Annotated in this window: 14 protein-coding genes; 6 read left to right on the top strand and 8 right to left on the bottom strand. The window is 71.7% G+C overall.

The features are described from left to right. Together AB4Y76_RS21005 and lpdA are read right to left on the bottom strand one after the other, a co-directional pair. Positions 1–322: biotin/lipoyl-containing protein (locus AB4Y76_RS21005; protein ID WP_441928893.1), on the bottom strand; the 322-nt coding region annotated here is incomplete at its 3' end. Between the two features lie 26 nt (positions 323–348). Further along, entirely contained in the window at positions 349–1731 is a 1383-nt protein-coding gene (lpdA, locus tag AB4Y76_RS21010; protein ID WP_441928895.1) for a dihydrolipoyl dehydrogenase, read from the bottom strand. 167 nt (positions 1732–1898) lie between these two features. Between lpdA and AB4Y76_RS21015 the strand changes: the two genes are divergently transcribed. Beyond that, positions 1899–2288: a hypothetical protein gene (locus tag AB4Y76_RS21015; protein WP_441928897.1), complete on the top strand. Its 390-nt coding sequence runs from the start codon at positions 1899–1901 to the stop codon at positions 2286–2288. A 4-nt stretch (positions 2289–2292) separates the two neighbouring features. Here the strand turns inward: AB4Y76_RS21015 and AB4Y76_RS21020 are convergent, their stop codons facing one another. Further along, on the bottom strand, positions 2293–3783 hold the full coding sequence (locus tag AB4Y76_RS21020) for a leucyl aminopeptidase (protein WP_441928899.1): 1491 nt from the start codon (positions 3781–3783) through the stop codon (positions 2293–2295). A gap of 64 nt (positions 3784–3847) precedes the next feature. Between AB4Y76_RS21020 and gcvT the strand changes: the two genes are divergently transcribed. Both gcvT and AB4Y76_RS21030 read left to right on the top strand, forming a co-directional pair. Then, a complete protein-coding gene (gcvT, locus tag AB4Y76_RS21025; protein WP_441928901.1) occupies positions 3848–4945 on the top strand; it encodes a glycine cleavage system aminomethyltransferase GcvT in 1098 nt (365 codons plus the stop codon). Positions 4946–4974: 29 nt separating this feature from the next. Beyond that, positions 4975–5223, top strand: coding sequence for a hypothetical protein (locus AB4Y76_RS21030; RefSeq protein ID WP_441928903.1), 249 nt, complete (start codon positions 4975–4977; stop codon positions 5221–5223). 29 nt (positions 5224–5252) lie between these two features. Here the strand turns inward: AB4Y76_RS21030 and AB4Y76_RS21035 are convergent, their stop codons facing one another. Together AB4Y76_RS21035 and nadA are read right to left on the bottom strand one after the other, a co-directional pair. Beyond that, the gene (locus AB4Y76_RS21035) at positions 5253–5837 is read right to left on the bottom strand and encodes a DUF3043 domain-containing protein (protein ID WP_441928905.1); all 585 of its coding nucleotides are present in this window, start codon (positions 5835–5837) and stop codon (positions 5253–5255) included. Positions 5838–5952: 115 nt separating this feature from the next. Next, entirely contained in the window at positions 5953–7128 is a 1176-nt protein-coding gene (gene nadA / locus AB4Y76_RS21040) for a quinolinate synthase NadA (RefSeq protein ID WP_441928906.1), read from the bottom strand. Between the two features lie 50 nt (positions 7129–7178). Between nadA and AB4Y76_RS21045 the strand changes: the two genes are divergently transcribed. Both AB4Y76_RS21045 and erpA read left to right on the top strand, forming a co-directional pair. After that, positions 7179–8273 carry a glycerate kinase family protein gene (locus AB4Y76_RS21045; protein ID WP_441928908.1) on the top strand — a complete coding sequence of 365 codons (1095 nt, stop codon included), beginning with the start codon at positions 7179–7181 and terminating at the stop codon, positions 8271–8273. A gap of 105 nt (positions 8274–8378) precedes the next feature. After that, a complete protein-coding gene (erpA, locus tag AB4Y76_RS21050) occupies positions 8379–8741 on the top strand; it encodes an iron-sulfur cluster insertion protein ErpA (protein ID WP_441928910.1) in 363 nt (120 codons plus the stop codon). Between the two features lie 137 nt (positions 8742–8878). Here erpA and AB4Y76_RS21055 read toward each other — a convergent pair whose 3' ends face one another. Continuing rightward, positions 8879–9115, bottom strand: a complete 237-nt coding sequence (locus AB4Y76_RS21055) for a hypothetical protein (protein ID WP_441928912.1) — start codon at positions 9113–9115, stop codon at positions 8879–8881. A gap of 125 nt (positions 9116–9240) precedes the next feature. On the opposite strand from AB4Y76_RS21055, the gene AB4Y76_RS21060 reads away from it, so the two are divergent. Then, a complete protein-coding gene (locus AB4Y76_RS21060) occupies positions 9241–10215 on the top strand; it encodes a carbohydrate kinase family protein (protein WP_441928914.1) in 975 nt (324 codons plus the stop codon). 102 nt (positions 10216–10317) lie between these two features. Here the strand turns inward: AB4Y76_RS21060 and AB4Y76_RS21065 are convergent, their stop codons facing one another. Both AB4Y76_RS21065 and AB4Y76_RS21070 read right to left on the bottom strand, forming a co-directional pair. Continuing rightward, positions 10318–10551, bottom strand: a complete 234-nt coding sequence (locus AB4Y76_RS21065; RefSeq protein WP_441928916.1) for a sulfurtransferase TusA family protein — start codon at positions 10549–10551, stop codon at positions 10318–10320. After that, positions 10548–11085: aminotransferase class V-fold PLP-dependent enzyme (locus tag AB4Y76_RS21070; RefSeq protein ID WP_441928918.1), on the bottom strand; the 538-nt coding region annotated here is incomplete at its 5' end. The genes AB4Y76_RS21070 and AB4Y76_RS21065, both read right to left, overlap by 4 nt.

Genomic DNA, 11085 nt, shown 5'->3' on the forward strand with positions numbered 1-11085 from the left:
CCTCGGGGGCGGGTGCCGGCTCGGCGGCGGGCGCCGGCTCGGCCTCGGCGGCCGCGGCAGCGCCACCACCGCCGCCACCCTCGCCGGCGTCACCGATGATGCAGAGCTGGGCGCCGACCTCGACGGTCTCGTCCTCGGCGGCGTTGATCTCCAGGATCACCCCGGCGACCGGCGACGGGATCTCCGTGTCGACCTTGTCGGTGGAGACCTCGAGCAGCGGCTCGTCCACCGCGACGGTGTCGCCGACCTGCTTCAGCCAGCGGGTGACGGTGCCCTCGGTGACCGATTCGCCGAGCGCGGGGAGGGAGACGGGAGTCGACATGTGCGTCCTTCGTGTCGGGAGTGAGCTCAGGAGTGAGCGTGGAGTGGCTTGCCGGCAAGGGCCAGATGGGCCTCGCCGAGGGCTTCGTTCTGGGTCGGGTGGGCGTGGATCAGCGGCGCGACGTCCTCCGGGAAGGCGTCCCAGTTGTAGATCAGCTGGGCCTCGCCGATCAGCTCGCCGACGCGGGCCCCCACCAGGTGGACGCCGATCACCGGACCGTCCTTGCGGCGGACGAGCTTCACGCTGCCCGAGGTCTTGAGGATCTGGCTCTTGCCGTTGCCACCGAGGTCGTAGACGAGGGTCTCGACCGCGTCGTCGCCGTGCGCCTCCCTGGCCTGCGCCTCGGTCAGGCCGACCGAGGCGAGCTCCGGGTCGCAGTAGGTGACCCGGGGGATTCCCGCGTCGTCGACCGGGGTCGGCGCCAGGCCGGCGATCTCCTCGGCCACGAAGATGCCCTGGGCGAAGCCGCGGTGGGCGAGCTGCAGCCCGGGCACGATGTCCCCGACCGCGAAGACACCGGGCACGTTGGTACGGCAGCGCTCGTCGGTGGGCACGAACCCGCGGTCCACCGCGACGCCCTGCTCCTCGTAGCCGAGGCCCTCGGTGCGCGGACCTCGTCCGACGGCGACCAGGAGGAGCTCGGCCTCGACCGGGTCGGCGCCCTCGACGTGCACGCGCACGCCGCTCTCGGTGTGCTCGACCTTCAGGAAGGGCTTGCCGGTCAGCGCCTTGATCTTGCGCTTGCGGAACGCGCGCTCCAGGTGCTTGGAGGAGTCCGCGTCCTCGCTGGCCATCAGCCGGGGGAGCGCCTCGACGATGGTCACCTCGGTGCCGAACGAGCTCCACACGCTGGCGAACTCGCAGCCGATGACGCCGCCGCCGAGGACCACCGCGCTGGCCGGGACACGGTCCAGGGTCAGGGCGTGCTCGGAGGTCAGCACCCGCTGGCCGTCGACCTCGAGGCCGGGCAGCGTGCGCGAGTAGGAACCGGTGGCGAGCACGACGTGCTTGCCCGTGTACGACGTCCCGTCGACCTCGACCGTGTCCGGGGCGGTCAGCCGGCCGCTGCCCTCGACGACGGTGATGCCGCGGCCCTTGATCAGTCCCGTGAGCCCCTTGAAGAGCCGGTCGACGACGCCGTCCTTGTAGGCGTTCACCCCGGCCATGTCGACGCCCTCGAGGGTGGCGCGGACACCGAACTGGTCCGCGTGCCGGGCCGCGTCCGCGACCTCCGCGGCGTGCAGCAGCGCCTTGGTCGGGATGCAGCCGACGTGCAGGCAGGTCCCGCCGAGGCGGTCCTTCTCCACCAGCGCGACCGACAGACCGAGCTGCGCTGCACGGAGGGCACAGGCGTAGCCGCCCGACCCTGCTCCGAGGATCACCACGTCGAAGTGGTTGGCGTCCGCCACGGTCCCTCCGCTCGCTCTCGATGACTGCGGCCATCTTTGCACTTCTGATCCGCATTTCCACTAACGGGCCGGTAGGGGCGCGCGGCAGGGTCCGGGTGACCCTCGACACGACCCGGATCCGGACCAAGACCCGACGCGGCCTCCACCGATGCGTCACCATGGGTGCCATGGGTTTGCGAGACCGTTTCCGTCGCCACGGCGGCCTCAGTCGTGGTGGTCCGACCGGATCGACCGTCCGGGCGGCCGATTCCGAGGACGCCCGCCACCTGCGTGCCTTCGTGGAGTCGCGTCGCGGGGTGGAGGGCTTCGTCGAGCCGCGGACGACCGTCAGCGAGGTGACCCTGCTGCTGGTCGCCCACGACGGCGAGTGGACCCGCCGCCGGGTCGCGTCCGTCGAGTGGGCGCACGACTTCGCGAACCGTCTCGGCGTCCCGTCGTACGACGCGGCCGTGGTCGGCGTCCCGCAGCGGATGCGGGACTACAACCGTCGCCAGAAGCAGGCAAAGAACCCGGACCGGGCGCCGAACCCGTTCAGCTCGCCGCCGCCGACCGTCTGAGCCTTCAGGCTCCGGCGCGCGCCGCCACCAGGTCGACCAGCGTCGCGACGGAGAAACCGGTGCCGCCGCTCGGCACGTGCCCCCAGGGTCCGCCGCCGTTCCAGGCGGGGCCGGCGATGTCGAAGTGCGCCCACGGGCGGCCCTCGACGAACACCTCGAGGAACGCGGCCGCGTAGAGAGCGGAGCCCCAGCGCACCCAGTTGTGTTGCAGCAGGTCGGCGACCTTGCTCTCGGTGCGCACCGCGTCGCGCTGCTCGTCCGGGATCGGCAGGTGCCAGAACAGCTCGCCGGAGCTCTCCGCGGCCCGCTGGACGTCGGCAACGGTCTCGTCGTCGCCGAACAGCCCCGCCACCCGGTCGCCGAGCGCCACCACGCAGGGGCCGGTCAGGGTCGCCACGTTCACGATCACGTCGTGGTCCTCGCGCGCGGCCATGGTGAGCGCGTCGGCCAGGATCAGCCGACCCTCGGCGTCGGTGTTGAGCACCTCGACCGTCTGCCCGGACAGCATGGTGAGCACGTCGCCCGGGCGCATCGCGTCGCCGCTGACCATGTTCTCCGCGAGCGGCAGGTAGGCGGTGACCGCGACGGGCAGGTCCCGGGCGGCGACCGCGCGGATCGCGGCGACGACGGCGGCGGCGCCGGCCATGTCCGACTTCATGTGACCCATCGACCCGCCCGGCTTGATGGTGAGGCCGCCGGAGTCGTAGGTGATGCCCTTGCCGACCAGCGCCACCGAGCCGGTCGCGTCGGCCGGCGCCCAGGTGAGCCGGACCAGGCACGGTGGGTTCTCCGAGCCGTTGCCGACGCCGAGGATGCCGCCGCACCCGAGCACGGCCAGCGCCGCGGCGTCGACCATCTCGAAGGTGATCCCGCTGCCCTGCACGGCCGTCTCGATCTCGGCGGCGAAGGTCAGCGGGACCAGTGCGTTCGGCGGGGTGTTCACCCAGTCGCGGGCCTGGTCGGTCACGTCGGCCAGGGCGGTCGCCTGTGCCAGCGCGGCCGTCACGTCGGCGCGGCGGGCGCCGTCCGCGAGGACGACCACGTCGGCCGGACCGGTGCCGCGCTTGGTGCTGCGGAACGCGTCGAAGCGGTAGAGACCCGCGCGGAAGCCCTCGACGACCGCGCGCACGTGCGCCGCGTCGACCGCGGGCAGGGCCAGCGCGACCGACGAGGCGTTGCCGACACCGCGGGCCGCGACGCCGGCGGCGCGACGGACCTTCTCGGTGGTGAGCGCGGTGCGCTCCCCGAGCCCGACCGCGAGGATGCGGGCGGCGTTCACCTTGTCCCCACCCGGGACCTGGACGACCTCGCCGAACGAACCGCGGAACCCGAAGGACCCCAGCAGCGGCGCGAACCTGCGCCCGAGGGCGGCCGCCACCGGCTCCGCACCGGGGGCGGGCACCAGGGCGCCGCCCTTGCCGGTCGCGATCCCGACCACCAGCACGTCGGTCCGCACCTTCTCCGGTGTCGCCTTGCGCAAGGTGTAGGTCGTCACGGGTCGATGCTAGACGGACCGGAGTGCCGACGGGGCGCGGCACGGGCTGCGGTACTTTTCGGCCATGGCCCTGAAGCAGTCCGTCCTCCACGACCGTCACGTCGCCCTCGGGGCGAAGTTCTCCGAGTTCGGCGGCTGGGAGATGCCGCTGGAGTACGTCGGCGTGGTCAAGGAGCACACCGCCGTCCGCACCTCGGTCGGCATCTTCGACGTCAGCCACCTCGGCAAGCTCGTCGTCCGGGGCGACGGCGCCGCGGAGTTCGTGAACTCCTGCTTCACCAACGACCTCGGCCGGATCGAGAAGGGCAAGGCGCAGTACACCCTGTGCTGCGACGAGGAGACCGGCGGCGTCGTGGACGACCTGATCGTCTACCTCAAGGACGACGACCACCTGCTGCTGGTGCCGAACGCCTCCAACAGCGCCGAGGTGGCCCGCCGGCTCCAGGCCGCCGCGCCCGAGGGCATCACCATCACCGACCACCACGAGTCCCACGCGGTCCTCGCGGTGCAGGGCACGAAGTCCGACGAGGTGCTCTCTGCGCTCGGCTTCCCCGTCGGCCACGAGTACATGTCGTTCGCCGAGGCGCCGTTCCAGGAGGCCGACGTCGTCGTCTGCCGCACCGGCTACACCGGCGAGCGCGGCTACGAGCTGATCGCTCCCCGCGAGGTCGCCCCCGCGCTCTGGGACGCGCTGCTCGAGGCCGGGGCGGCGTACGACGTGCAGGCGTGCGGACTCGGCGCCCGGGACACGCTGCGGACCGAGATGGGCTACCCGCTGCACGGTCAGGACATCAGCCTCGACATCACCCCGGTGCAAGCCCGGATCGGCTGGGCGATCGGCTGGAAGAAGCCGGCCTTCTGGGGCAAGGCGGCGCTGGAGGCCGAGCGCGAGGCCGGGCCCCGGGTCGTGCTGCGCGGTCTGGTCGCCACCGGCCGCGGAATCGCCCGCCCGCACATGAGCGTCCGGCTCGCCCCGGACCTGCCGGTCGGCGAGATCACCTCGGGCACCTTCTCGCCGACCCTGAAGAAGGGGGTCGCGCTCGCGCTGCTCAACAACCAGGTCGCCGACGGCGCCGAGGTCACCGTGGACGTGCGCGGTCGCGCCGAGGTCTTCATCGTGACCAAGCCGCCGTTCGTCGAGCCCGGCGTCCGCGAGTCCTGAACCCCGAACACTCTCCGAGAGGCAGACCGATGACCAACGCGCCGGAGCCGACCACGTCCCTCACCAGCGCGGCCACCGTGCCGTGGTGGTGGCAGCTGCTCGACGCCGACGGCCGCGTCGTCGCCCCGGCCGACGGACGCCAGGAGTTCCCGACCCGCAGCGACGCCGAGTCCTGGGTGGGGGAGTTCTGGGCGGACCTCGCCGACGAGGGCGTCCGCGCGGTCACCCTGTTCGAGGGCGACCGCGAGGTGTACGGCCCCATGAGCTTGGAGGCTTGATCGTCGTCAGGTGCCGCGTCTGACGGCGATCAGTCGAACTTCTGGCCGATCTTGACCTGCGGCTTCGGGATCCGGAGCGGGCGGATCTGCAGGACGCGGATGAAGGCGTAGAACGTGACGCCCTTCAGGCTCTCGTCGGGGAACTTCGCCTTGAGCGCCTTGTGGAGCCGCAGGCGCGTGTAGAAGACGTCGACGAGCAGGAGCAGGATGCTCGCGGTCCACAGGTAGCTGCTGATCTTGGTGATCACGCTGTCCGGGTCGCCGCCGCCGGCGTACGACAGGACCATGATGACGATCAGCATCGGGAGCAGGAACTCGGTGAAGGTGATCCGGGAGTCGACCCAGTTGCGGACGTAGCGCTTGACCGGGCCCCGGTCGCGCTCCGGCAGGTACTTCTCGTCGCCCGCCTTCATCCCCTCGCGCATCTTGCGGTTGGACTCCGTGCGGCCCTCCCGCAGCACCTTCTGTGCCGCCTTCTTGTCCATCCCCGTCCGGGCGCGCTCCTTGGAGGCGGCCTCGGCTTCCTTGCGGGTCGGGGTGGGCCGGCCCTTGCCGCCCTCCTTCACGGGGGCGGTGGCTTCGGCGGCGGCGGACTTCTCGGAACGACGGAACAAGGGGACCCTCATCAGGCGGACGGGCAGAACGCGTGCAGACTACCCGGCCGCCGTGAACGAGGCAGGAGCGAGGCTGGAGCCGGCGCGCATTCTGGTTCGAGCTGCCGGTGGGGGACTAGTCCCTGTTGGTCTTCCCCGGCAGGTCGAGCATCCGCTGCAGGGCGACCTTGGCCCACTTCTCGGTCTCGGCGTCGACCTCGATCTGGTTGACGACGGTGCCGTCGACCAGCGACTCCAGCGCCCAGACCAGGTGCGGGAGGTCGATCCGGTTCATCGTCGAGCAGTAGCAGACCGTCTTGTCGAGGAACATGATCCGCTTGTCCGGGTGTGCGGCGGCGAGCCGCTTCACCAGGTTGAGCTCGGTGCCGATCGCCCAGACAGAGCCGGCCGGTGCGTCCTGGATGGTGTTGATGATGAACTCGGTGGACCCGACCAGGTCCGCCTTCAGGACGACCTCGTGGGTGCACTCGGGGTGGACCAGGATCTGCACGTCGGGGACCTCCGCGCGGAGCTGGTCGACGACGTCCGCGGAGAACCGGCCGTGCACCGAGCAGTGGCCCTTCCAGAGGATCATCTTCGCGGCGCGCAGCTCCTCGGCGGTGAGGCCGCCGTTGGGCTTGAGCGGGTTCCAGACGACGCAGTCGTCGAGGGAGTGGCCGAGCTTGAGGACGGCGGTGTTGCGGCCGAGGTGCTGGTCGGGGAAGAAGAAGACCTTGGTGTCCTCGCCCTTCTGCGCGAACGCCCACTCCAGCGCGACGTCGGCGTTCGAGGAGGTGCAGACGGCCCCGCCGTGCTCGCCGCAGAACGCCTTGATGTCGGCCGAGGAGTTCATGTAGGTGATCGGGACGACCTGGTCGGCGACCCCGGCGTCGGTGAGCGCGTCCCACGCGTCCTGCACCTGGGCGAGCCGGGCCATGTCGGCCATCGAGCAGCCGGCCGCGAGGTCGGGCAGGATCACCTTCTGCTCGGGCGCGGTCAGGATGTCGGCCGACTCGGCCATGAAGTGCACGCCGCAGAAGACGATGAACTCGGCCTCCGGTCGGCCCGCGGCGTCGCGGGCGAGCTTGAAGGAGTCGCCGGTGACGTCGGCGAACTGGATGACCTCGTCACGCTGGTAGTGGTGACCGAGCACGAACACGCGCTCGCCGAGGGCCGCCTTCGCGGCCCGGGCCCGGGCCACCAGGTCCGGGTCGGAGGCGGGCGGGAGGTCTCCGGGGCACTCCACCCCGCGCTCGGCCGTGAGGTCCTTGCCCCGGCCCAGGGGCAGCAGCGGCAGGTCGACAGTCGTCATGGCGTCATCCTCCCACGGGCCTTCTGACGGGCTGCACTATCGTCCGCCGCATGCGCGTGGTGATCGCGCCGGACAAGTTCGCCGGCACCCTGACCGCGGTCGAGGCCGCCGCCGCGATCGCGGAAGGCTGGCGCCGGCGGGTCCCGGACGTGGAGATCGACACGGTGCCGATGTCGGACGGCGGTCCGGGTTTCGTGGACGTCCTGCACGCCGCGCTCGGGGGCAGCCTCGACGCCGTCGTGGTCCCGGACCCGTACGGCGTCCCGGTGCCGGCCACCGTGTTGCGGGTGGGGACGACGGCGTACCTCGAGACCTCCCAGGCGGTCGGCCTGCACCTGACCGCGGCCGCCGACCGGGCCCCGCGCCGGGGGAGCAGCCGCGGGGTCGGCGAGCTGATCGCCGCGGCCGTCGACGGCGGTGCGACCCGGGTCGTCCTCGGGGCCGGCGGTACCGCGACGAACGACGGCGGCGCCGGACTGCTCGCCGCGCTGGGGGCCACCGCCACCGGTGCCGTGCTGGACGCGGGGCCGGACGGTCTCGCGGGGATCACCGGGCTCGACCTCGCGCCCGCGCTCGCCCGGGTCGCCGGCACCGAGCTCGTCCTGGCCTCGGACGTCGACAACCCGTTGCTCGGCATGTTCGGGGCCACCAAGACGTACGGGCCGCAGAAGGGCCTCACCGAGGACGAGCTGTTCGAGGTCGACGGCCGGCTGACCGGGTTCGCCGACGCGGCCGGCCGCAAGGTCGCGACCGAGAAGGGCGCCGGCGCGGCCGGCGGGATCGGGTACGCCGTGCTCCTGCTGGGCGGCGTACGGACCGCGGGCGTGGACACCGTGGCCGAGGCGGTGGGACTGGCCGATCGCGTGGCCGGCGCCGACCTGGTGATCACCGGCGAGGGCGCGTTCGACTTCTCCTCCCGGTCCGGCAAGGTCCCGTACGGCGTCGCGCAGGTCGCCACCGAGCAGCTGGTGCCCTGCATCGCGCTGGCCGGCCAGGTGCTCGTCGGCTCCCGGGAGATGCGGGCCCTCGGGGTGGAGGCCGCCTACGCGGTGGTCGACCGGGTGGGGGAGGAGCGTGCGTTCGCCGCCCCGGCAGCCTCGCTCGCGGAGCTGGCCGAGCGGGTCGCCCGCACCTGGGGCCGCTGAGCGGTGGTTCCGGTCGGGGAATAACCGCGCGTGTGCGAGGATTGAGCCTGTTGACCGGTCCCTGGATCCAGCCGTGGGACCCCCCTGAACACACCGGGAGAGACCATGACCGAGCAGGTCGAGACCACCAGCACGCACCGGGCCGACAGCATCAACGTCTCTGACGGCGCTGCGGCCAAGGTCAAGAGCCTCCTCGAGCAGGAGGGTCGCGACGACCTCGCGCTCCGGATCGCCGTGCAGCCGGGCGGCTGCTCCGGTCTGCGCTACCAGCTCTTCTTCGACGAGCGCACCCTGGACGGCGACGTCGTCACCGACTTCAACGGCGTCAGCGTCGTGGTCGACCGGATGAGCGTCCCGTACCTGAACGGCGCGACCATCGACTTCGTCGACAGCATCGAGAAGCAGGGCTTCACGATCGACAACCCGAACGCCACCGGCTCCTGCGCCTGCGGCGACAGCTTCCACTGAGTTCTTCTCAGCAAGCACGAAGGCGGCGCTCCCTCCCGGGGGGCGCCGCCTTCGTGCTTGTCGCTCGTTGAGGAGGTCGCGGCTGCCGCTGGTTGAGGAGGTCGCGCAGCGACCGTCTCGAAACCTCGGTCGCTCGCTCAGTCCAGATGCAGGTGCAGCCGCGACGCGAGGTGCGCCGCCGCGTCGCTCACCGTGATCTCCGGCTTGCGGATCTCGCGCGGGAAGTCCTCGTACTCGATGGAGGGGACGTTGCCGAGCGCGTCGGTGGTGATCGTGCGCACCGGGATCCCCATCTGGGAAGCGCAGGCGGTGCAGTCGGAGGCCATCTTGAGGGTGGTGTCCTGGTCGTCGTACGCCAGTCGCTCGTAGCTCATGCCCCGACGCTATTGGCTACTTCCGGGTACCCCTATTCGTACTCGACGGTAGGGTCCCGATTTCACGAAGTGCTCACGCACGCGCAACAATTCCCCTCCCGAGCCCCCCGAAATTCTGAGGTTCCATGTCGCTCCTGATCGCCGGTTCCATCGCCACCGACCACCTGATGACCTTCCAGGGCAAGTTCGAGGACTCCCTCGTCGTCGAGCAGCTCGACAAGCTGTCCGTCAGCTTCCTCGTGGACGACCTGGAGATCCGGCGCGGCGGAGTCGCGCCGAACATCTGCTTCGGCCTGGGGCAGCTCGGCCTCGGCCCGGTCCTGGTCGGCGCGGCCGGAGAGGACTTCACCGACTACCGCTCCTGGCTGGAGCGGCACGGTGTGGACTGCCACTCGGTGCACATCTCCGACTCCAAGCACACCGCCCGGTTCGTCTGCACGACCGACACCACGATGGCCCAGTTCGCCTCGTTCTACCCGGGCGCGATGAGCGAGGCCCGGCAGATCGAGCTGCTCCCGATCGTCGAGCGGGTCGGGGAGCCGGACTACGTGCTCATCGGCGCCGACGACCCGGACGGCATGCTGCGCCACACCGAGGAGTGCCGCCAGCGCGGGTACCGGTTCATCGCCGACCCGAGCCAGCAGCTCGCCTTCGGCGAGGGCGACCTGATCCGCCAGCTGATCGAGGGCGCCTACCTGCTGTTCAGCAACGAGTACGAGTCGCACCTGATCGAGTCCAAGACCGGCTGGAGCAGCGACGACATCCTCGAGCGGGTCGGAGCCCAGGTCATCACGCTGGGCAAGGACGGCGTGAAGATCGTCGCGAAGGACCAGGAGCCGGTCGTGGTCCCGGCCCTGAAGAACGTGAACGCGGTCGAGCCGACGGGCGTCGGCGACGCCTTCCGGGCCGGCTTCCTCGCCGCCACCGAGTGGGGCCTCTCGCACGAGCGCGCCGCTCAGGTCGGCTGCACCCTCGCGGCGTACGTCGTCGAGACCGTGGGCACCCAGGAGTACACCTTCACCCGCGAGCAGTTCGTCGCGCGCCTCGGCGCCTCGTACGGCGACGACGCCGCGGCCGAGGTCGGCAAGCACCTGAACTGAGCGAGCTCGAGCCGAGCTTGCTCGTGCTCGTGGCGAGCGAAGGAAGGTTGGAGGGCGTAGCCCGATCACCTGAACTGAGCGAGCTCGAGCCGAGCACGACCTCTAGCGAAGGCGGCGTACCCGGTAGACCGGGACGCCGTCTTCGGCGTTCTCGGTGCCGAGGTACTCCTGATCGCGCATCCGGCACCAGGCCGGGAAGTCCGCGGCCGCCGCCGGGTCGTCGGAGGCGACCGCGACCTCGCCCCCGACGGGGACGTCGCCGAAGATCCGCGCCAGCTCGATCACCGGCCGCGGGCAGAGCATGCCGCGGCAGTCGAGCTCGGTCCGCCCGCTCACAAACCTGCCTCCGCGCGGATCCGGGCGACCACCTCGGGCAGGGCCGCGAGGAGCCGGTCGACGTCGTCCGCGGTGGTGTCGCGTCCGAGGGAGACCCGGACGTTGCCGTGGGTGAGCGCGCCCATCGCGGCGAGCACGTGGCTCGGCTCGAGCGCGCTCGCGGTGCAGGCGGACCCGCTCGCGACCGCGAAGCCGCGCCGGTCGAGCTCGGTCACGATCGCCTCCCCGTCGACGTAGAGGAAGGAGAAGGTGACCAGGTGGGGGAGCCGGTCTTCCGGGTCGCCGACCACGTCGGTGTCCGGGATGGTGGCGACCCCGGCGCGGAGCCGGTCGACCAGGGCGCGCTGCCGGGCACCGACCTCGTCGCGCTCGGCGACGACCGCCTGGAGCGCGGCCGCCGACGCCAGTGCGCCGGCGACGTCCTCCATCCCGGTCGCGCGCTCGTCGACCCGGTCGTCCCCGGGGAAGGGATTGCGCCAGCGGACGCCCTTGCGGACCAGCAGCACGCCGACTCCGGCCGGGCCGCCCCACTTG

This window comes from Marmoricola sp. RAF53, from assembly GCF_052114005.1.
Taxonomy (GTDB): domain Bacteria; phylum Actinomycetota; class Actinomycetes; order Propionibacteriales; family Nocardioidaceae; genus Marmoricola.

Bases quoted from the DNA above. Each gene is read 5' to 3' on its own strand.
- gcvT (WP_441928901.1), top strand. From the start codon at position 3,848: ATGGCCCTGAAGCAGTCCGTCCTCCACGACCGTCACGTCGCCCTCGGG.
- nadA (WP_441928906.1), bottom strand. From the start codon at position 7,128: ATGACGACTGTCGACCTGCCGCTGCTGCCCCTGGGCCGGGGCAAGGAC.
- AB4Y76_RS21045 (WP_441928908.1), top strand. From the start codon at position 7,179: ATGCGCGTGGTGATCGCGCCGGACAAGTTCGCCGGCACCCTGACCGCG.
- erpA (WP_441928910.1), top strand. From the start codon at position 8,379: ATGACCGAGCAGGTCGAGACCACCAGCACGCACCGGGCCGACAGCATC.
- AB4Y76_RS21055 (WP_441928912.1), bottom strand. From the start codon at position 9,115: ATGAGCTACGAGCGACTGGCGTACGACGACCAGGACACCACCCTCAAG.
- AB4Y76_RS21015 (WP_441928897.1), top strand. From the start codon at position 1,899: ATGGGTTTGCGAGACCGTTTCCGTCGCCACGGCGGCCTCAGTCGTGGT.
- AB4Y76_RS21060 (WP_441928914.1), top strand. From the start codon at position 9,241: ATGTCGCTCCTGATCGCCGGTTCCATCGCCACCGACCACCTGATGACC.
- AB4Y76_RS21030 (WP_441928903.1), top strand. From the start codon at position 4,975: ATGACCAACGCGCCGGAGCCGACCACGTCCCTCACCAGCGCGGCCACC.